Genomic DNA, 20,647 nt, shown 5'->3' with positions numbered 1-20,647 from the left:
GCGCGCGCGACCCGCCTAAGGGCCTCAACCGACCCGAACGACGACCGCGAGCAGCGAGATTAGACCCATGTTGCGTGACCCTTCGACCAAATACCGCCCCTTCCCGCAGATCGATCTGCCCAACCGCGAATGGCCGTCGCGAACCATCACCCAGCCGCCACGCTGGCTCTCGACCGATCTGCGCGACGGCAACCAGGCGCTGATCGATCCGATGGACGGGGAGAAGAAGACCCGCTTCTTCGACCTGATCTGCAAGGTCGGCATCAAGGAGATCGAGGTCGGTTTCCCCAGCGCCGGCGCGACCGAATTCGACTTCATCTCCGGCCTCGTGAAAACCGGCCGCATCCCGGACGACGTGACGATCCAGGTCCTGACGCAGTCCCGCCGCGACCTGATCGAGACGAGTTTCGAATCCCTGCGCGGTGCGCCCAGGGCGATCGTCCATCTCTACAATGCGGTCAGCCCGGCCTGGCGCAAGATCGTGTTCGGCATGAGCCGCGACGAAGTCCGCCAGATCGCAGTCGACGGCGCGAAGATCCTGCGCGACTGCGCCGCCGCCCAGCCGAATACCGACTGGTTTTTCGAATATAGCCCGGAAACCTTCTCCACTGCCGAGCTCGATTTCTCGGTAGAGGTCTGCGAGGCCGTGATGGAGGTGCTGCGCCCCACCCCCGATCACCCGCTGATCCTCAACCTGCCGGCGACGGTCGAGTGCGCCACGCCCAACATCTACGCCGACCAGATCGAATGGTTCGGCAAGAATATCCGGAACCGCGACAGCGTGGTGATCTCCTTGCATCCGCACAATGACCGCGGCACCGGCGTGGCGGCGGCGGAGCTGGGCCTGATGGCCGGCGCCGACCGCGTCGAGGGCTGCCTGCTCGGCAATGGCGAGCGCACCGGCAATTGCGACCTGGTGACGGTCGCGCTCAACATGTACACGCAAGGTATTGATCCAAAGCTGGATTTCTCGGACATCGACGAGATCATCAACACCGTCACTTATTGCAATCAGCTCCCCGTCCATCCGCGCCATCCCTATGCCGGCGAGCTGGTGTTCACTGCCTTTTCCGGCTCACATCAGGATGCGATCAAGAAGGGCTTCGCTGCCCAGGCCGCGCGCAACGACGAGTTCTGGGAAGTCCCCTATCTGCCGATCGACCCGGCCGATCTCGGTCGCAGCTATGAGGCAGTGATCCGGGTCAACTCACAGTCCGGCAAAGGCGGTGTCGCCTGGGTGATCGAGCAGGACAAGGGGCTAAAGCTCCCCAAGCGCCTCCAGGCCGATCTCAGCCGTCACGTCCAGGCCATGGCCGACGAGACGAGCCGGGAGCTGAACGCCGAGGATATCTGGAACGCCTTCCACAAGGCCTATCTCGCCAAGCCCGACGATCGTTTCACCCTGCTCGACTATCATGAGAGTGGCGCGTCGGGGGACCGGCTGTTCGTCGGCCGCGTCGCGATCGGCGGCGAGGAACGCTCGATCTCGGGCCGCGGCAACGGGCTGATCTCGGGCGTCATCGCCGCGCTCGGCGAGACGACCGGCCCGCAGCTCGACGTGGTCGACTATAGCGAGCACGCGATCGGCCACGGGGCGGATGCGCAGGCGGCGGCCTATGTCGAATGCCGCACGTCGGACGGCCGCACGGTGTTCGGCGTCGGCATCGACGCGGATATCGCCACGGCGTCAGTCAGGGCGGTGCTCAGCGCGGCCAACGCCGTCTAGCTTGTCTCGGCGCCATTGCGCCCTGTGAAGTGCCATCATAGGTTGCCGGCCGTGGCGCCGATGCCGCGGGCAATGGGGCCTCGACCGGGATGACTCGCATAATCGCATCAGCGCTGTTGGCTGGGACCGCATTCGCGCTGGGCGGTTGCGTCGCCGGCCTCGCGGTCGGCGCCGCCGGCATGGCAGCCCGCGGCGTGGCAGGCACACCGAAGAACAACGAACAGTCGCACGGCGCGGCAGCGACCGACTGCAGCACCCGCGCGTCGTCCTATGGCACAGTGCGCCTCATCGACGTCGAGCAGCGCAGCGCGAGCAAGATCGTCGTCTGGGGCACGGTGGACGACGGCAAGCAACGACGCTCGTTCGAGTGCAGCTACGGGACGAAAATCACCGGCTTCAAGATGCGGCCCGTCGCGTCGCACAAATAACCGCCAGCGAACACCGCTTCAGGCCATCTCCGGCAACCGATCGAGATGCTTGTCGAGCGTGATCGGATAATCGCGTACCCGCACCCCCGTCGCATTGTAGATCGCATTGGCGATCGCCGCCCCGACCCCGCACAGGCCCAGCTCGCCCACACCCTTCGCCTTCATCGGCGAGGAAATCGGATCGACCTCGTCGAGGAAGATCACCTCCTGGTGCGGGATATCGGCATGGACCGGCACCTCGTAACTGGCGAGGTCGTGGTTGACGAAGAAGCCGAAACGCTTGTCGACCGCCAGTTCCTCCATCAGCGCGGCGCCAACACCCATGGTCATCGCGCCGATCACCTGGCTCCGCGCCGATTTGGGGTTGAGGATCCGCCCCGCCGCGCAGACCGCCAGCATGCGCCGCACCCGCGTCTCGCCGGTGAAGCCATCCACCGCGACCTCGACGAAATGCCCGGCAAAGGTCGATTGCTGATATTGCTTGTCGAGCGTGCCATATTCGATGCCGTCCTCGACCACGATCTCGCCGCCCTGCGCCGCCTCGCCCAGCGCGGCGCTGCGCTTGCCGGCCCGCACCTTGCCATCGGCGAAGGCACTGGTCGCCGGATCGAAGCCGAGCCGCTGCGCCACCGTCTCGCGCAGCTTCATGCAGGCGGCATAGACGCCGGCGGTGGAATTGTTGGCGCCCCATTGCCCGCCCGATCCCGCCGAGACCGGAAAATCGGAATCGCCCAGCTTCACCACCACCCTGTCGAGCCCGATGCCCATCGTCTCTGCCGCGGTCTGCGCCAGGATGGTGTAGGTGCCGGTGCCGATATCGGTCATGTCGGTCTCGATCGTCACCACGCCCTTGCCGTCGAGCCGGACGCGCGCCGCCGACTTCATCAGCAGATTGTTGCGGAAACCCGCGGCCACGCCCATGCCGATCAGCCAGCGCCCTTCCCGCACCGAGGCCGGTTTGGCGTTCCGGCGATCCCAGCCGAATCGTTCAGCCCCGAGGCGCAGGCACTCGACCAGCTGCCGCTGCGAGAATTTCCGCTCCGGTTTTGCCGGATCGACCTGGGTGTCGTTGAGCATGCGGAACTGCACCGGATCCATGCCGAGCTTCTCCGCCATCTCGTCCATCGCCATTTCGAGCGCCATCAGGCCGGGCGCCTCGCCCGGCGCGCGCATCGCATTGCCTTCGGGCAGGTCTAGCTCGGCCAGGCGCATCGCAGTCAGGCGGTTCTCGCCAGCGTAGAGCAATCGCGTCTGCTGCACCGCCGATTCGGGCTTGCCGTCCGGCAAATTGCCCGACGCGCTTTCATGCGCGATCGCGGTGATCCGCCCCTCGCGCGTCGCGCCCAGCCGGATGCGCTGGATCGTCGCCGGCCGGTGGGTGGCGTTGTTGATCATCATCGGGCGAGTCATCGCCAGCTTGACCGGACGCTTCGCTGCCCTGGCACCGAGTGCGGCCAGCACCGCATCGGCGCGCAGGAACAGCTTGCCGCCGAACCCGCCGCCGATGAACGGCGAATCCAGCCGCACATTCTCCTTCGCAATGCCCAGCGTCTTCGCCAGATCCGCCTTGGTCCAGGCAATCATCTGGTTCGACGTCCACAGGGTCAGCTTGTCGCCTTCCCACGCCGCGATCGTTGCGAACGGTTCCATCATCGCATGCGATTCGTCGGGCGTCGTATAGGTCGCGTCCAGCGTCACCGGCGCGGTGGCGAACGCGCCGTCGAAATTGCCCACGCGCATGATCTTGGCATCGCCGTCGCCGGTATAGGGCGCGGTCGGCGCGAGCGCGGCCAGATCGAAACTGCCCTTCGCCCGCGCGTAATCGACACGCACCAGATTGGCCGCGGTCCGCGCCTGTTCGAACGTCTCGGCAATGACGATCGCGACCGCCTGGTGATAATGCTGCACCTCGGGCCCGCCGAACAGGGAGGCGGTGTTGAAATTGCCCCTGGCCAGCTTCGGCATGTCGAGCGTGGTGACGACCGCCAGCACGCCGGGCGCGGCCTTCGCTTCCTCGGTATCGATCCGGTTGATCCGGCCCTTGGCGATCGCGCTGCCGACGAGATAGCCATAAGCCTGTTTCGCCACCGCATCATGCCGTTCATAGGCATAGGGCGCGGAGCCGGTGGTCTTGAGCGGCCCGTCGATCCGGTCGGTCGGCTTGCCGATCACCTTGAGCTGGTCGATCGGATTGGTGCCCGCGGGCGTGTCGAACTTCATGACCGGCTCCTCGCGTCGCTCATCACCGCCGCGATGGTTCGCTCCACCAGCGGCACCTTGAAGGCGTTGTCATGGGTGGGTTTAGCGCCCGCCAGCAGGTGCGCGGCGACGGCCTTCGCCCCGCGGGGCATCGCCGCCTCGGCCGCCTCGACCCGCCAGGGCTTGGGCGCGATGCCGCCGATCGCGACGCGCCCCGTGCCGTCCGGCCGGATCACCGCCGCCACCGACACCAGCGCAAAGGCATAGGACGCTCGGTCGCGCACCTTGTGGTAGAGATGCGTGCCACCGATCGGCCTGGGCAAGGTGACGCCCGTGATCAGTTCGCCCCGCTTCAGCACCGTCTCGATATGCGGCGTCTTGCCCGGCAATTGATGGAAATCGGCGATCGGAATGGTCCGCACCACCCCCGCCGCGTCGACTGTCTCCACCGTCGCGTCGAGCAGCCGCATCGCCACCGCCATGTCGCCCGGATAGGTGGCGATGCAGGCGTCGCTGGTCCCGATCACGCCGAGCTGCCGGCTGAACCCGCCGATCGCGGCGCAGCCGGACCCCGGCTTGCGTTTGTTGCAGGCCTGGTTGGTGTCGTAGAAATAGGGGCAGCGCGTCCGCTGGAGCAGATTGCCCGCGGTCGTCGCCTTGTTGCGCAGCTGCCCGCTCGCGCCCGCCACGATCGCCCGGGTCAGCACGCCATAGTCACGCCGGATGCGATCGTCCGACGCCAGCATGGTGTTGGTCACCAGCGCGCCGATCCGGACCCCGCCGGCTTCGGTCTTCTCGATCCGGTCGAGCTTCAGCGGCCCGACATCGACGAGATGCTGCGGCGCCTCGATCTCCAGCTTCATCAGGTCGAGCAGATTGGTGCCCCCCGCGATGAACTTGGCGCCGGGCGTCCGTGCGACGGCAGCGGCAGCGGCGGCCGGCGTTTCGGCGCGTTCGTAGCTGAACGGTTTCATGCCGCCCCTCCCGCAACGTCCGCCATCGCTTCGGCAATGTTGGAATAGGCGCCGCACCGGCAGATATTGCCGCTCATCCGCTCGCGCATCTCCATATTGGTGGCCTGCGGCCGCTCGGTCAGGCTCGCCGACACATGGCTCGGCACGCCGGCCCTGATCTCGCCGAGCACCGCCACCGCCGAACAGATCTGGCCGGGGGTGCAATAACCGCATTGATAGCCGTCATGCCTGATAAAGGCCGCCTGCATCGGGTGCAGGTCGCCCGGGGTGCCGAGCCCCTCGATCGTGGTGACCTTGTCGCCCTCGTGCATCACCGCCAGGCTCAGGCAGGAATTGATGCGCTTGCCCTCGACCAGCACCGTGCAGGCGCCGCACTGGCCATGGTCGCAGCCTTTCTTGGTGCCGGTCAGCTGCAGATGCTCGCGCAGCGCGTCGAGCAACGTCGTGCGCGTGTCGAGCTCGAGTTCGCGGCGCTTGCCGTTCACCTCCATCGCCACCGTCATCATCGACGGCGTGGTGCGCGGCGGGACGCCCTGCGCCTCCGCTTTGGGGACGGCAGTGAGCGCGGCGGTGGCGGCGGTCGCCGCCAGAACGCCACGCCGGGAGATTTCCAGATCGCCAGCCATATCGGGATCCATTCCTTTTCAGCGTCTCGGAAAACAGAGAGAGTGTAGCGGTCACTTCGGAACTCAACGCACGAAACCGGGTCGCGATGCGCGCGATTGATGCCGTATCCGGCATGACATCATGATTCTGCTTCATGAGTGGCGGGAGGGCTCAGTCGGGCCCGCGATACTGCGCGTCGCTGACGGGCTGGAGCCACTCGGTCGCCTTGCCTTCCAGCGTCTCCGCCACCGCGACATGAGTCATCGCGCTGGCCGGCGTCGCGCCGTGCCAATGCGCCACGCCCGGCCCGGTCCAGACGACATCGCCCGGGCCGACCGCGCGCACCGGCTCGCCCTCGGCCTGCACCCAGCCTCGTCCTGCGGTGACGATCAGCAATTGTCCGAGCGGATGGCGATGCCAGAGCGTTCGCGCACCCGGCTGGAAGGTGACGGTCGCCCCGCCCACCCGCGCATCGCCGCTGCCCTTGAACGGAGAGGTGACCAGGGCCGATCCGGTGAAATTGGCGGCCGATCCCGGAACCGGTTGCCCGCCGGGCCGCACCACGCTCAACCCATCGGCGCGATCGCTCGCTGCGGCACCCCCGGCAAGCGCCTTCCCGGCGACCGCGACCGCCGCCATCGCCCTCGGCCAGCCGGCGTAGAAAGCGAGATGCGTGAGCGCCTCGCCGATCTGGTCGCGCGTCAGCCCGTTGTCCACGCCGCGCCGCAGATGGAAGGCAAGCTGGTCGTCGGCCCCGATCGCCGCGAGCGCCGCGATGGTGACGAGGCTGCGATCGCGCGGGCTCAGATCGGTCCGCCGCCAGAGATCGCCGAACAGCACGTCGTTGGTCAGCTCGGCAAGCTTGGGCGCGACCGGCCCGACATTCTCCTGGACCGATCGGGCACGGGCGGCGTCGGATGACGGTACGGGCAACGGCGCGGCGTCGGCCCGCAAGGTCGCCGGGTCGATCTCCCGCGCGGCAAACGCCTTTTCCACGACCTCGAGCGACGATACCGCATTGGGCCAGCCGGTATAGAAAGCGAGGTGGGTGACCAGCCCGGCAATCTCGGTCGGCCGGACGCCGTTATCGAGCCCGCGGTTGAGATGCCCCGGCATCTGCGCGGTCTTGCCGGTCGCGACCAGCACGGACAGCGTCACCAGGCTGCGATCCCGCGCGGCGAGGCCGGGCCTTTTCCAGACATCGCCGAACAAGATGGCGTCGGTATAATCCGCCAGCGCCGGCGCGATCACCTGCATCGCCCTGGGCGCGACCGAGGCTGGTCGCTGTGCTTCCGCGGGCCCTGCCAGGAGCAGCGCCGCCGTGGTCGCGACGATCGGTTTCATCATGGGTCTCCCTTGCGCGCCGCTGCAGCCTACGCGCCCGGGCGCCGCACGATTACCCCATCAAACCGGCATGTCATCATGCAGGAGATTCATGAATGCCCCAGCCTCGCACCGTCTCTAGAACGCCGCCAGAGGTCCGATCCGGAACCGGCGCAGCAACAGGGTCCGCAGATTCCCCGCATTGGAGATGTCGAACTGATAGTCGATCCGCGTGCCGGCGGGCAGTTCCGGGATATTCTCCGACCAGACCCTGCCGACGCCGGGATTGTGATTATATCCAGGGCCCCAGGAGCCGGTCCAGTTGTTGGTGCGCACCTCGGCCCGGGTTGCCGCATTTCGGGCGACCGTGTGGACTCGCCACACGGCATCGGCGGTGGGTGAGCTATATTCGAAGCCGAGCAACGCCTCGATCCGCACTGCGTCGGCCGGCAGGTTCTTGCAGACGATCGACACCGACGCATTGGGCGGCAATGTCCAGCCGGGTGTCGCCCCGTTCAGGGTCGGCACCGCGCCGCCTGACGCCGCGGTCAGCCCGCACCGATGGCCGCTCGAGTCCGACACGCCGCCCAGCGGCGCGATTTCGGTGAAGGACTCGATGGCGATCCCCTGATCGTCAAGCGCGCTGCGCAGCGCGACGACCGGATTGATCAGGCCCAGTCCCTGGCTGTCGGTCCAGGTGGCGGCGCCCAGTCCCGAGGGCCCGGACATGTCCTTCAGTAGCAGGCTGCTGTCAGCGAACGCCTTTTTGACATCGGCCTTGGGCGCGGCCGACAGGATCAGCGCGGCGATCGCGGCGGCCTGCGGCGCGGCGGCGCTGGTGCCGCAAAACATGGGCTGAAAGGCCGGATCCTGGACTGAATTCACCACGCAGTCGGCCGCGGCGAAATCGGGCTTTCGCAGGATCGTGCCCCCCGCATAGGTCAGGCTGCCGGACGCGAGCGGTTGCCCGGCACCGTCATAATAGACCCGGCGCGGCCCGTCCGAGCTGAAGGATTCGACGTCGAGCGTCGGTGCGCCGCGATCATAGCCGTTCGACCGGAACGGTGCCGTCCGCTGCTGCGCCGTCACCGCGGCGATCGTGAAGGCCTTCGCGGCGCCAAGCGCATTGTGCCCGAAGGTCTGTCCGTCCGTGGCATAGGCCAGCCTGCCGCGATTGGTGACGATGCGGACGACGCGCGCGGCGTCGGTTTCCGCCTTCAGGACGGCGAGGCGGTAATGCGGCCTGAGGTCGACCGATATCATCGGCACGTCATCGACCGAGGAGGCGAGCGTCTGCAGCTGCCCCGCCTCGTCGAACGCCGCGAACAGATAGTCGTTGATGGTGTCCGGCGAGTCTCTGACGGGGTCGTTCCAGGTCAGTTGCGCATTGGGAGCGCCCGGATTGGCCTGAGTGACGTTGTCGAACACGACCCCCGGCGCGAACTGATGGAAGCGGTAGGTGATATTGGTGATCTGGTTGGTGGCCGGGTCGAACGACGGTAGCTGGATCGTGCTCGTGCTCGGGCTGAAATCGCCTTCCCAGGTGCCGCTCGTATGCTGGGCGAGATTGCCGCTATTGGCGGCCGACGAGAAGAACAGGATGCCATTGTCCGTCGCGGCGCGGGCGGCCCGGGCGATCTCGCCATCCTGAAACGGCGTCTCGTCGGAATAGGTGATGTCGTCGACGATGATGGTGCAATGGTCGAGCGCGAGCCGCGCCACGTTGATCGCCATGCGCACGCGCGTGTCGCCCATATCGGCAAAGGCGAGCGTGGCGCCCGGGGCAATGCGGTGCACGATCTCCAGCATCGCGGTGCCCTCGCCATGTCCGTGGGGAGTCGGGACGCCCGCGGGCTCGGCCAGCACCTCGACGGCACCGAGCGTGCCGTTCTGCTGGGATTCGGCGAGGTGATCGATACTGTCCGAGATGACGCAGACTTTGATGCCGGTGCCGTCGGCTTTGAAGGTGCCGCGCAGCAACGCCCCTTCATGCGCCGCGTCGCCATCCCAATTGGCGCCCTGGCCCGGCGCGGGGGTCGCCTGGTTGACGGCCGGCGGCCGGGCAAGCGCGATACTGCGCACCTCCGGCCGCGCCGTCACCGCCGCGAGGCTCGACAAGGGCAGCCGCACCGACATGCTATGATATTCGGGAATTTCGGCGATGTCGGTGCCACCCTGGCTGACGATGAAATCATGCAGCGCGGGGGTTATGTCCCCCTTGATCACGACGAGTTCACCGCCGGTGGACGGTTTGCCGCCGGGCAAGGCGGCATAAGCTCTAAGCGGCGCCCCACCGGCCTGAGTCACGACGGGCCCGCGCGCCGCGAGCAGCAGGCCGGAGTCGAGCTTGGCTTCGGCCGGCGTGCGCGGGAGCAGCTGGCGTTGCGCCGACAGCAGCTGCTGCCTCATCGCAGCCGACACGCCGGCGGCATCGGCCGGCTGGCTTGGCGGCTTGGCGGGCGGAGTCTGGCTCCATGCCGCGACCGGCGCCGCCGCGGCCGGCAGAAACCGGATCCAGCGAAGCGTCCGGAGGCAGGCCCTGATGGTCGGCATCGGCATTTCCCCAACGACAGATCGACGCCCGGCCGAATGGCGCCGCGGTCCCCTCCCGCATCGTCCTTGGCCGAGCCGGTCGACCGTGAGACGGGGAGATCGTTACGGCAATTGAACAAATTTGTTCGCGCCCGACGCCGTGATATGTCGGCGCGCCGGGAAAAGTTCGGAGGGCTGATGCACGCGACGATCCCGTCGACCGATCCCGCCGTGCCGGCGGCCTGGGGCGAGGTCAGCCGTCACGCGGCATTCAGCGCGGCGTCGCGCCGGCTGGCCGCCAACATGCTCGATCTGTGCGACGACGACCGCCGGCTCGCTTCCGTCTTCAAGGATGCCGGCCGCTATATCGCGGCGATGTCGGCGGCCTATCTGCACGGTATGGGCGGCCTGACCCTGCCGCTTTTCAAGCAGATCTGCGCGGATTCCGGCTTCCTCAGCGCGGGCAGGGCCAGGTCGATCGTCGAGTTCCTGCAGTATATCGGCTATCTGGAGCTGAGCGGGCCATCGACCTATCGGCCGACCGCGCTGTTCCTCGCTGCCTGGCGCCGGCATTTGCAGGCCGCGATCGACGCGGCGGCCATGATCGAACCGACGCTGGCGCCCCTGCCGGACCTGCTCGACCAGCCCGCCATCTTCGAACGGCTGCTCGTCATTCAGGCCGCGCGGCTCCACGCCCTGTCGCGCATGCACGATCCGTTCCCCGCGCTGCGCCGGGCGTTCCTCCATCCCTATGCCGGCTCGCAATTCCTGTGGACGCTCACGCTCATCGACACGCACGAGCCCGTCACCGTGTCGCTGAGCGATCTGTCGCGCCGCTTCGACGTGACGCATCTGCATGTCCGGCGCCTGCTGAAACGCGCGCAGGACGAGGGTTTTCTCATCTATCATGGTCATGGCCGCCTCATCACCGAGGCCGCGGGCGGGCAAACCATCGCGCTGCATTATGCCGGGCAGCTGAGCGAGCTCATCGAGAGCGGCCGACAGGTCCTGTCCGAGCTGCCTCGTTCGGAGGCTCCCGCTTAACCGGTCCCGTCGTCGATGATCGTGTCGCCCCAACAGCGAATCACGCCCGGCACCGCGCCGATCTGGTCGATCATCATGCCCTCGAGGTTCGGCAGGTGCCCGCGTCTTTCGCGCTCAAAGCACCTCGAACAGACTATAGACCGGCCCCGTCGCGATCCGGTGGCCGATGCCGATCGCGATGATCCGGTTGAGCCATTCGTAGCGCGCATCCGACGTGGTGAAGCTCGCGCTCGACCGGAAATAATAGCTGGCCGGGTCGACCGCCTCGCCCCGCGCCATCCGGTCCATGACCTCGGCCGGGCCGTGGCGCAGGCCGGTATAGATCATGCCGATCAGCGCGCCGTCCCCGGTCTGGAGGACGAGACGCACATCGAGCGTGGCCGCCCCGTCGCCGCGCAGGATCTGCCAGTCGCTGCCGCCGTCCAGCACGGTGCCGGAGAGCCGATCGCCCTCGAACCTCCCGCCGGGCACGATCGCGACACGCCGCGGTGACCCTTCCGGACCGCCGACGGCATGCATCGCGCTCACATCGAGGCGCAGTACGAACAGCGGCCGGGTCCGCACCGATCGCAGGGTCTCGGGAAGATCGTCGCCTGGCTGAGTCATGTCCGCATCATCCTTTGGGCCGCCGTTGGTATCCGACACGCATAGGCAGCCGGCGGCCGCTCCTTCAAGCCGTCAACCGTCGGAAAGCGCTTCCCGGATCGCCGCCTCGACCGGACTATACCCCCCATCCGCCCGCCGCAGCGACAGGGGTTCGGCCGGAAGCAGCGGCGGTTGCGCCATGAAGCGCGGGATCGTCCCACGATGCGGCTGCGCCGCATGAACCAGGAACGGGTGGCACAGATACACCGTCCCCGCCTCGCCCGTCGCCAGCGCCTCGGGCCGGCCGGCCGATCCGGCAAAGCCGTCCGCCGCCAGTTCCCGCAAGGTCAGCCCCGCCTCGCCCGCCGGCGCCAGTTGCCGGGCGATGTCGCGGTGCGACCCCAGCCGGAGTCGCGTCGGCGCATCGTCCTCGCCGACATCGGAGAACAGGAAGAGCATCAGCAGCGCCCGCCCCCGGCTCTCCACATTGGCACGCCAGTCGAGGAAATCGGGATGCTCGGTCCCGAAGCTCACGTCCACATGCCAGCCCGCGTCCCCCGGATCGTCCGGCGACGGGAAACGCACCGGGAAGGTGCCGAGTGCGCGCGGCGCCAGCCAGCGGCCCGGGCCGACAAGCTGGTCGAACGCGCGGTGCAGGACGGGCGTGTTGGCGGCCTCGCGAAACGGCCGCTGGCCATAATGGCCGAGCCTGATCACTGGCCTGGTCCAGCTCGTCGGGTGGTCCGGATCGCAGCCGGTGTCACGCCACAAAATGGCACGCGCTTCGTCAGCCAGGCCACGCGGAAAGGCGTGATCGATGCGGACGACGCCGTCAGCGATGAAGGCGTGGATGCTGTCCGCGCTCAGCGAGCGCGCGGGATCATGGGTCATGGGAAACTCTCGAATAAGCGACCGCGCCCCGCGCCTCCGCGCGGAGCCTCGATCAAGGCGACGGGATCGGGTTCGGCTGGCCGGTCAGGCCAGCGGAAACGCGGCCGCGAAGGAGAGAGCGAAGATCGTCATGATGCCGCCATTCTATACCGGCGGAGGGCGAACGGGAAAGCACGATCCGGCGCGCGCGCCCGAGCTGATTCAATCTGGCCCCATTCCCTGCTGAACTGTCGCAGCCCGCGGTTGAACCGGGATGAGCAGGAGGAGCGTGTCATGTCAGTCCAAGTAAAGCCGGTAGAGAATCCGATACCCCTCGCTGAAATATTCAAAAACTCGTGTAGAAAACACGCAATTGAGATCGACGGTTACGGCCGCCGTCGCCTGGTAATGGGTTAGACCTGTGGTAGAGATCTTCAATAATCGCGGCGCAGCTGGCAAGAATCGCTCCGATTCGCCCCTCTCGCAGGTGGGTCGCGAAAATCGGCGAATGCTTGGCGGTTTGGTGCGGGTCGCTACGGTCTCCAACACCGCGTCATGCGCGTTACTGGGAGGCTGCACTCCTGCCGCGCATGATTTCGCAGCCGACCGCCGCATCCGGGTAGATATCGGGCTTCATCGATCGCACCGTCACCAGCGCGACACGGCGATCCTTGAGGCACAGGCCCGCGATCGCCTCGCACAAGGTCTCCTGCAGGTGGAAATGCCGCCCGGCGACCAGCGCCCGGATGTCGTCGCGGATGAAGTCGTAATCGAGCACTTCCTCGATCCGGTCGTCGGACGGCGGCGCGGGATAGTCGACTTCCATCCGTACGTTGACGATCACCCGCTGCGGCCCGGCCAGTTCCTCGGCATGGATCCCCAGGCCCATGACCAGTTCGAGCCCCTCCAGGATCGTGGCGAAGCGCACGCCCTCAGCCATGTGCGTGCCTGTTTCCCCGGCGCGTCTCGAACATCACGTCGCTGTCGCGCGGCAGGAAATGCTGGCCATTGTCCACGAACAGGTTCTGCCCGGTGATGCCCCGTGCCGTCAGCAGGAAATCGACCGCTTCGGCGATCGCTGTCACCTCGACCGGGCGTCGCAGCAGATTCTCCGATGCCACCGCGCGGAATTCCGCGTCGCTCTGGTCGAGGCTCGGCAGCGACAGCCCCGGCGACACGGCGTTGACCCGGACGCGCGGCCCCAATGCCTGGGCAAGCATCACGGTCGCGCCCGCCAGCGCGATCTTGCCGCAACTGTACGAGAAGAAATCCGGGTTCAGATTGGCGATCTTCTGGTCGAGGATATTGACCACCGCGCCCGCCGCGAGATCCTCCTGCGCCGCGAGCGCCGAGGCGAGCAGCGCCGGCGCGTCGAGGTTCACCGCGAGATGATCGCGCAGCATCCCGGGCTCGGCGAGCGGCGGCCGGTCATAGGCGAACAGCGAGGCGTTGTTGACCAACGCCGTCAGCGGCCCGTCAAAGGCGGCGCGCGCCTGCTTCACCAGATGGGCGGGCGTCTCCGGCAAGGCGAGATCGCCGGTCAGCACGCACGCTCCGGGCAGTTCGGCGGCGAGCGCCTCCGCCGCCTCGGGCGAATGATGATGGTGGATCGCGACCCGCCATCCCTGCCCCGCCAGATGCTGCGCGATCGCCGCGCCGATCCGCCGCGGCGCGCCGGTAACCAATATGGTGCGGTCGGCCTCCTTCACGGCGACTCAATAACCCATCAGCGCGAGCACTTCCTTGCGGCTGCGATCGTCCTCGCGGAAGACGCCCATCATCCGGCTCGTCACCATCGAGACACCGGGCGTGCGCACGCCCCGCGCGGTCATGCAGGCATGGCTCGCCTCGATCACCACCGCGACGCCGACCGGCTTCAGATTCTCCCAGATGCAGTCCGCCACCTCGGCGGTCAGCCGTTCCTGCACCTGCAGGCGGCGGGCAAAGGCATGCAGCACGCGGGCGAGCTTGGAGATACCGACGACATAATTGCCCGGCAGGTACGCGATGTGCGCCTTGCCGATGATCGGCGCCATGTGATGCTCGCAATGCGACTGGAACGGGATGTCCTTGAGCAGCACGATCTCGTCGTACCCGCCGACTTCCTCGAAGACGCGCGACAGATGATGCGCGGGATCATCGCGATAACCCGAGCAATATTCCTTCCACGCGCGCGCGACGCGCTGCGGCGTATCGAGCAATCCTTCGCGCGCCGGATCGTCCCCGGACCAGCGGATCAGGGTCCGGACGGCCTCGGCTACTTCGTCCGGGACCGGGATTTTGGGCGTTTCGGCGACGAGATCGCCATTTTCGGGTCCGCCCGGACGATGTTCCATACTCATTTCATTACGCCTTATTCGAACCTGACGTTACGGCAACCTTGCTTTGAGCCAGTTCAGTTCGATTTCGAAACTGTCTCATTTGGGCAACAACTGCGCAACCCCGCTGTTTTCCTACGATTCCGGCATTGACGGCTGATTCAGGTGGACGCAGAATTCGCATACCGAGAATACGAACGACGCTCAGTTGGCATAGAACCGACGGGCTGGCCAAGAGGGGATCATCCATGAAGAAATTCGAACTGCTCGCAGCGTCGGCTATCGCGCTGCTCTACGCCACGCCAGCGCTGGCGCAAGAGACTCCCGTACCGGCTGCCCAGGACGAGGCCGTCCTCAACGACAGCGACGACATCATCGTTACCGCCACCAAGCGCGAACAGACGCTGCAGGACGTGCCGATCTCGGTGTCCGTCACCGGCGCCGCGACGATCGAAAAGGCACAGATCCGCGACCTGATCGATCTCCAGTCGGTCGTGCCCTCGCTCAAGGTCGCGCAGTTCAACGCCGCCGGCCAGACCAACTTCATCATCCGCGGCTTCGGCAACGGCAATGGCAATGACGGTATCGAAAGCTCGGTCGGCGTCTTCATCGACGGCGTCTATCGCTCGCGATCGGCGTCGGCGCTGGACGATCTTCCCGAGATCGAGCGTGTCGAGGTGCTGCGCGGTCCGCAATCGACCCTGTTCGGCAAGAACGTGTCGGCTGGCGCGATCAGCATCGTCACCAAACGCCCGTCGTTCGACTGGGGCGGCAAGGCAGAGGTCACCGTCGGCAATTACAGCCAGATGCAGACCAAGGCGACGCTCACCGGCCCGCTGACCGACAGCCTCGCCTTTCGCGTGTCCGGCAGCCTCAATGAGCGCGACGGCTATTTCAAGAACCTGACGACCGGCACCGGCGTCAATGATCGTCATCGCTGGTCGGTCCGCGGCGATATCCTGTTCGAGCCGTCGTCGGACTTCTCGATCCGCGTCATCGGCGACTATAACATGATCAAGGAGATCTGCTGCGGCGTCACCTCGATCTTCAACGGCCCCGCCACGCTGGCGATCAAATCCCTGGGCTTTGCGGTTTCCGACACGACCAAGATCTTCGACCGCAACGTCATCTTCAACGAGGACCCCTATAACCGCATCGTCGGCAAGGGCGTTTCGGGCCAGGTCGACTGGAATGTCGGCTTCGCGAAGCTGACCTCGATCACGGCCTATCGCAACCAGGTCAACCAGTCCGACCAGGACATCGATTTCACCGGCGCGGCCATCTCGAGGAACCGGACCGCCAACGAGGCCAAGACTTTCACGCAGGAACTCCGCCTCGCATCGACCGGCGACGGTCCGCTCAGCTGGCTGATCGGTGGCTTCTACCAGGATGAAAAGCTCGACACGGGCCGCGACATCCGCTTCGGCAAGGATACCCGCGCGTTCGTGAACGCGCTGTCCGGCGGACCACAGGGACTGTTGTTCGCGCTGGAATCGCTCCAGGCCGCTGTCGGCACGCCGGGGATTGTCCCCGGCAGCACCTATTTCGGCGCCGGCCAGGGCCTTTCCGACAACTACAAAATGAAACAGCGTTCCTATTCGCTGTTCGGCCAGGCGGATTTCAAGGTTACCGATCGACTGACCATTACCGGCGGCCTCGCCTATCTCAACGATCGCAAGGCCGTGGTCTCCAACGTCGTGATGAACGACAAATTCTCGGCGCTGGACCTGTCGAACCAGGCCGCGTTCGCGTTCATTCCCTTCGCCGCGCTTCCGACCTCGATCTCGGGGTGCCTCCTGCAGAAAGGATTCAACCCGGCATCGACCGGCGGACGCGTGCCGGTCAACCTGTTCAGCGGCAGCCTCGGCCCGTCACTGCCCGGGCCAGGCTCCGCGCCTTGCCCGGCGTCCCCGGCCGGTACCAATCCGTTCGCGCTCAACGCGCTGCAATTCTTCTACGCCAACACGCCGAACCATGGCCCGGTCAATTATCCGAACGCCAATGAATCGGGCATCTTCACCGGCGACAAGGTCACTTATGCCGCCCGGATCGCCTATGACCTCGATTTCGTGAACGTCTATGCGAGCTATTCGACGGGCTGGAAGGCGAGCGCGATCAACCTGTCGTCGGACAGCCGCCCGCCGCTGAACGGCGTGGGCCGCTCGGCCGCGCCGGAGGAAGTCACCGTCTATGAAGCGGGCGCCAAGGCAAAGTTCCGCGGCGGCTATTTCAACCTCGCGGTGTTCAAGCAGGAGATCAAGGGCTTCCAGTCCAACGCCTTTACCGGTCTCGGCTACAGCCTGGTCAACGCCGGCAAGGAATCGGTGCGCGGCTTCGAAGTGGACGCGGCCTACAATCCCGTCCCCGCCCTCGCCCTTACCGGCGCGGTCACCTATCTCGACCCGAAATATGATTCCTTCACCGGCGCGGCCTGCGTGAACTATGATACGGTGCGCTGCCCGGTCAATCCGGCAACGGGCCTTCGTCCGTCGTTCCGCAACCTGTCCGGGGAGAAGCCGGCCGGCATCCCGACCTGGAGCTTCTCGACCTCGGCCACCCTGTCGCACGACTTCACGGGCGACATCAGCGCCTATATCCGCGGCGAGTTCGATTATATGAGCAAGTTCCAGCTCACCGAGACGACGCCGCCGAACCTGTCGACCTATGGCCAGCAAAACGTCAACGCCAGCCTCGGCATCGAGAGCAAGGCCAACAAGCTCGAGCTGATGTTCTGGGTCCGCAACCTGACCAAGAACAACTTCCTGATCTCGACCTTCCCGACGGTCGCGCAGGACGGCAGCTATAGCGGCTATCCCAACCAGCCCCGCACCTATGGCGCGACGCTCCGCAAGAGCTTCTGACCACAGGCGCACGCCAGGGAATCGGCCCCCTCTTCCTCGCGGAAGAGGGGGTTTTTCCTTGTCCCCGATCCCAAAACGGCGCGGGTCGTCGCATCCCTGTCGAAAACCGGCCGATATCAGCCGCTACGAAGGGGAATCCGGCACTGTAAGGCGTGACAATCCCAAAAAGGCGGCGCACAAGCGACGCACGCTGAAGCAGGCGTGAAACCGATGTCGACATGAACGACACATCAGGAAGGACAATTTATGGCGAAAGAACCCACGGCAGCTCCGAAAACCGGCGGCATCCATGCGCCGGTGCAGCCGTCCCCCGAGCTGGGCGCGATCGTCGGCAACGACAAGCTGCCGCGCAGCCAGGTCATCAGCAAGGTGTGGGACTATATCAAGTCCAACAACCTGCAGAACCCGGCGAACAAGCGGGAGATCCTCGCTGACGACAAGCTGAAGAAGGTGTTCGGTCGTGACAAGGTCACGATGTTCGAAATGAACAAGTACATCGCGCAGCACGTCAAGGCGTAAGCGCTCAACGGGCCACTCCGGGTGGCATCGCCTGCGCAAGCGGTGCTGGTGCCCCCGAGTGGACTCGAACCACCGGCCTGCGGTTTAGGAAACCGTCGCTCTATCCTGCTGAGCTACGGGGGCAGCGCCCAAAGCCCTAGATTTCCCCAACTCTCCGGTCAATCGACAACGCAACGGAAACCGGCCCGGAACAAAGAGCTCGGGGAAAGCTGCCCCGGACCAGCACGGACGGACCAGGCGTTCCTGTCGCTACAGCTCTCAGACGGAATTGATGTGCGGTCATGAAACCGCGCTTTACTCCAGCGCCTCTCCGGATCGACTGAATTCACGGTCATTCGCGCGGGCTGGTGCCTCAGTTGATCGCCTCGGGCGGTACCACTGGGAACGGCAGCGGCGCGATCGCCACGCCTTCATCCGCCAGCGCCTTCGCCTCCCCCACCGTCGCCTCGCCATGGATTGGCGCATGATCGGTCTCGCCGGCATGCATCGCGCGGGCACGGTCGGCAAAGGCCCTGCCCACCCATTCGGACTTTTCCAGCGCCCTGGCCTGCGCCTCGGCCAGCGCGCGGATCGCTGCCTTCATCACATCGGGCGACGGCGTCTCGTTCTGGACGGGCGCGTTTTGCCGGTTGCCCTTGGCCGGGATGTTCGGCGCCATCACCGCCTTGCCCACGTCGCCGTCGCCGCATAGCGGGCAGGACAACAGCCCTCGCGCGCGCTGGTCCTCGAACGCCCCGCTCGAGCCGAACCATGCCTCGAACACATGCTCACGCGAACAGCGCAGGTCGAAGACGATCATGGCGCGATCTCGACCGCCGGGATCGCGCGGCGATGCGCCAGCACCGGGATGCGCGCGCGGGCATCGGCGGTGCGCGCCGGATCGATCTCGGCGAACCCGAGGCCGGCGTCCTCGCCCATGTCGAGCAGCACTTCGCCCCAGGGATCGATCACCAGCGAATGGCCATAGGTCGCGCGACCGTCCTCGTGCACGCCAGTCTGCGCCGCGGCGACGACAAAGGCCGCTGCCTCGATCGCCCGGGCCCGCAACAATATATGCCAGTGCGCAGCACCCGTCGGCCGCGTGAACGCCGCCGGCACCGCCAATATGGTCGCGCCGGCATCGCTCAGCGCCCGGAACAGGTCGGGGAAGCGCATGTCGTAGCAGATCGCCAGTCCGACCTGCCCGACCGGCGTATCGACCACCACGGCGCCGCTGCCCGGCGTATAGGAAGCGGATTCGCGCCAGCTCTCGCCGGTCGGCAGATCGACGTCGAACAGATGAAGCTTGTCGTAGCGCGCCCGGATCTTGCCCTCGGGGTCGATCACATAGGCGCGGTTCGCCAGCTTGCCGTCGTCGCCGCGCACCGCGAGCGAGCCGAGATGAACCCAGATGCCGTGCTCAGATGCTGCCTTGCGTACCGCCGACAGGACGGGATCCTCAGCTTCGGGATGGAGATTGGCCGCGGCCCGCGCGCGATTGCTGTCGAGCAGGCCGGACATTTCGGGTGTGAAGAGCATCGCCGCGCCACCCTTTGCCGCATCGGCAACCGCCTGGGTGAGGCTATTGGCATTGGCGACCGGGTCGATCCCCGTCGTCATCTGCAGCAGCGCGATCCTCATGCCGCAAGCAAGGCGTCGAGCTTGCCCTCGCGTTCCAGCGCCGCCAGATCGTCCGATCCGCCGACATGCCGCCCGTCGATGAAAATCTGCGGGACGGTGCTGCGGCCGTTCGCGCGCTGCAGCATCTCGGCGCGTTTCGGCCCGCCCATGGTGATGTCGAATTCCTCGACCTCCACACCCTTGCTGTCGAGCAACCGCATCGCCCGCGTACAATAGGGGCAGAAGGCCTTGGTGTAGATTTCGATCTTTGCCATGATTCTGAAATGTGGGCGACCCCGCCGCTTGTCAATCGTCCGCTGCCGGATCGAGCACCCGCGCCCAGCACAATATGGTCACGCTGGCTGCGCCCGCTTGCAGGAGAACGCGCGTGCAGGCGTCACTGGTCGCGCCGCTGGTATGGATGTCGTCGATCAGCACCACCGCCTTGCCCTTCAGCAGCTGCTTCGCCCCCGGCTGAACGCGAAAGGCGCCCGCGACCGCCTTTGCCCTGCCCCGTGCGCCCATTCCACGGAGCGGCGGGGTGGCACGCGCCCGGCGCAGCAGCATCGGGTCGTTCGCCACGCCGGTGGCGCGAGTCAGCGCGCGCGCGATCAGCGCTGCCTGGTTGAACCCGCGCGACCAGATCCGCCAGCGATGCAACGGAACCGGCACGAGCAGATCGGCACCGTCCGGCATCAGTCGGGCCATTTGCCGCGCCACCGTCTCGGCAAAGGCAGTGCGCCCGCCATATTTGAGGCGCAGCGCGACGGTGCGGGCGACATCGCCATAAGCGACCGCCGCGCGCACGCCGGCATGGCGCGGCGGCCGCTCATGGCACGCGCCGCAAAGCGCCCCGGATCCGCGATCATAGGAGAAGGGCGCATGACACGCAGCGCACCAGGGCGGGCCGAGGAAGCGCAATTCACCCCAGCAGGCAGCGCAGAAGCGATGGTCCTCCCCGGTCACCGCGCCGCAACCGGGGCATCGCGGCGGCAGCGCGAGATCGGCGGCGACACGAAGGGGAGCGAGGAGCCGCTTCACGTCCCTCTTGTCGCGCCGCCCG

The 20,647-nt window shown here is 66.5% G+C and carries 19 protein-coding genes and 1 tRNA gene; 5 read left to right on the top strand and 15 right to left on the bottom strand.

Going from position 1 to position 20,647, the window contains the following annotated elements; genetic code table 11:
- Positions 1-67 precede the first annotated feature (67 nt).
- Together leuA and ACZ1I2_RS13285 are read left to right on the top strand one after the other, a co-directional pair.
- Positions 68-1,726: a 2-isopropylmalate synthase gene (gene leuA, locus ACZ1I2_RS13290; RefSeq protein WP_465176923.1), complete on the top strand. Its 1,659-nt coding sequence runs from the start codon at positions 68-70 to the stop codon at positions 1,724-1,726.
- A 116-nt stretch (positions 1,727-1,842) separates the two neighbouring features.
- A complete protein-coding gene (locus tag ACZ1I2_RS13285; protein ID WP_465181459.1) occupies positions 1,843-2,154 on the top strand; it encodes a hypothetical protein in 312 nt (103 codons plus the stop codon).
- Positions 2,155-2,172: 18 nt separating this feature from the next.
- On the opposite strand, the gene paoC is transcribed toward ACZ1I2_RS13285, so the two are convergent.
- The 5 genes from paoC to ACZ1I2_RS13260 all read right to left on the bottom strand — a co-directional run bounded on the left by paoC (position 2,173) and on the right by ACZ1I2_RS13260 (position 9,809).
- A complete protein-coding gene (paoC, locus tag ACZ1I2_RS13280; RefSeq protein ID WP_465176925.1) occupies positions 2,173-4,374 on the bottom strand; it encodes an aldehyde oxidoreductase molybdenum-binding subunit PaoC in 2,202 nt (733 codons plus the stop codon).
- Positions 4,371-5,327, bottom strand: a complete 957-nt coding sequence (locus ACZ1I2_RS13275; protein WP_465176926.1) for an FAD binding domain-containing protein — start codon at positions 5,325-5,327, stop codon at positions 4,371-4,373. The genes paoC and ACZ1I2_RS13275 overlap by 4 nt, the downstream gene beginning before the upstream one ends.
- Complete coding sequence (gene paoA / locus ACZ1I2_RS13270) at positions 5,324-5,953, bottom strand: aldehyde dehydrogenase iron-sulfur subunit PaoA (protein ID WP_465173666.1); 630 nt, start codon at positions 5,951-5,953, stop codon at positions 5,324-5,326. Before paoA ends, ACZ1I2_RS13275 begins: the two co-directional genes overlap by 4 nt.
- Before the next feature lie 151 nt (positions 5,954-6,104).
- The gene (locus ACZ1I2_RS13265; RefSeq protein WP_465176927.1) at positions 6,105-7,277 is read right to left on the bottom strand and encodes a (R)-mandelonitrile lyase; all 1,173 of its coding nucleotides are present in this window, start codon (positions 7,275-7,277) and stop codon (positions 6,105-6,107) included.
- A gap of 117 nt (positions 7,278-7,394) precedes the next feature.
- Positions 7,395-9,809, bottom strand: coding sequence for a S8 family serine peptidase (locus tag ACZ1I2_RS13260; protein WP_465176928.1), 2,415 nt, complete (start codon positions 9,807-9,809; stop codon positions 7,395-7,397).
- A gap of 177 nt (positions 9,810-9,986) precedes the next feature.
- On the opposite strand from ACZ1I2_RS13260, the gene ACZ1I2_RS13255 reads away from it, so the two are divergent.
- A complete protein-coding gene (locus ACZ1I2_RS13255; protein WP_465176929.1) occupies positions 9,987-10,832 on the top strand; it encodes a hypothetical protein in 846 nt (281 codons plus the stop codon).
- Positions 10,833-10,946: 114 nt separating this feature from the next.
- On the opposite strand, the gene ACZ1I2_RS13250 is transcribed toward ACZ1I2_RS13255, so the two are convergent.
- The 5 genes from ACZ1I2_RS13250 to folE form a co-directional block, all read right to left on the bottom strand.
- Complete coding sequence (locus ACZ1I2_RS13250; RefSeq protein ID WP_465176930.1) at positions 10,947-11,438, bottom strand: DUF3237 domain-containing protein; 492 nt, start codon at positions 11,436-11,438, stop codon at positions 10,947-10,949.
- Between the two features lie 72 nt (positions 11,439-11,510).
- Positions 11,511-12,308 (bottom strand): phytanoyl-CoA dioxygenase family protein, encoded by a 798-nt coding sequence (locus tag ACZ1I2_RS13245; protein WP_465176931.1) that lies wholly within the window; start codon positions 12,306-12,308, stop codon positions 11,511-11,513.
- Between the two features lie 541 nt (positions 12,309-12,849).
- The gene (locus ACZ1I2_RS13240; RefSeq protein WP_465173672.1) at positions 12,850-13,227 is read right to left on the bottom strand and encodes a dihydroneopterin aldolase; all 378 of its coding nucleotides are present in this window, start codon (positions 13,225-13,227) and stop codon (positions 12,850-12,852) included.
- The gene (locus ACZ1I2_RS13235) at positions 13,220-13,996 is read right to left on the bottom strand and encodes an SDR family oxidoreductase (protein WP_465176932.1); all 777 of its coding nucleotides are present in this window, start codon (positions 13,994-13,996) and stop codon (positions 13,220-13,222) included. The genes ACZ1I2_RS13240 and ACZ1I2_RS13235 overlap by 8 nt, the downstream gene beginning before the upstream one ends.
- 6 nt (positions 13,997-14,002) lie before the next feature.
- Positions 14,003-14,623 carry a GTP cyclohydrolase I FolE gene (gene folE / locus ACZ1I2_RS13230; protein WP_465173942.1) on the bottom strand — a complete coding sequence of 207 codons (621 nt, stop codon included), beginning with the start codon at positions 14,621-14,623 and terminating at the stop codon, positions 14,003-14,005.
- 230 nt (positions 14,624-14,853) lie between these two features.
- Between folE and ACZ1I2_RS13225 the strand changes: the two genes are divergently transcribed.
- Positions 14,854-17,466, top strand: coding sequence for a TonB-dependent receptor (locus ACZ1I2_RS13225; RefSeq protein WP_465176933.1), 2,613 nt, complete (start codon positions 14,854-14,856; stop codon positions 17,464-17,466).
- A 246-nt stretch (positions 17,467-17,712) separates the two neighbouring features.
- The gene (locus ACZ1I2_RS13220; protein WP_272627362.1) at positions 17,713-17,985 is read left to right on the top strand and encodes an SWIB/MDM2 domain-containing protein; all 273 of its coding nucleotides are present in this window, start codon (positions 17,713-17,715) and stop codon (positions 17,983-17,985) included.
- A 46-nt stretch (positions 17,986-18,031) separates the two neighbouring features.
- Here ACZ1I2_RS13220 and ACZ1I2_RS13215 read toward each other — a convergent pair.
- The 5 genes from ACZ1I2_RS13215 to ACZ1I2_RS13195 all read right to left on the bottom strand — a co-directional run bounded on the left by ACZ1I2_RS13215 (position 18,032) and on the right by ACZ1I2_RS13195 (position 20,625).
- Positions 18,032-18,108 (bottom strand) — tRNA-Arg (locus tag ACZ1I2_RS13215).
- 229 nt (positions 18,109-18,337) lie between these two features.
- Complete coding sequence (locus ACZ1I2_RS13210; RefSeq protein ID WP_465176934.1) at positions 18,338-18,784, bottom strand: DUF1178 family protein; 447 nt, start codon at positions 18,782-18,784, stop codon at positions 18,338-18,340.
- Positions 18,781-19,605, bottom strand: a complete 825-nt coding sequence (locus ACZ1I2_RS13205; protein ID WP_465173676.1) for a carbon-nitrogen hydrolase family protein — start codon at positions 19,603-19,605, stop codon at positions 18,781-18,783. Before ACZ1I2_RS13205 ends, ACZ1I2_RS13210 begins: the two co-directional genes overlap by 4 nt.
- Positions 19,602-19,859 (bottom strand): glutaredoxin 3, encoded by a 258-nt coding sequence (gene grxC, locus ACZ1I2_RS13200; protein ID WP_465173677.1) that lies wholly within the window; start codon positions 19,857-19,859, stop codon positions 19,602-19,604. Before grxC ends, ACZ1I2_RS13205 begins: the two co-directional genes overlap by 4 nt.
- Positions 19,860-19,890: 31 nt before the next feature.
- Positions 19,891-20,625, bottom strand: a complete 735-nt coding sequence (locus ACZ1I2_RS13195) for a double zinc ribbon domain-containing protein (RefSeq protein WP_465173678.1) — start codon at positions 20,623-20,625, stop codon at positions 19,891-19,893.
- Positions 20,626-20,647: the final 22 nt, after the last annotated feature.

This window comes from Sphingomonas sp. BL-S-29 (genome assembly GCF_055521495.1).
This window is presented reverse-complemented; position numbering and strand designations above follow the sequence as displayed.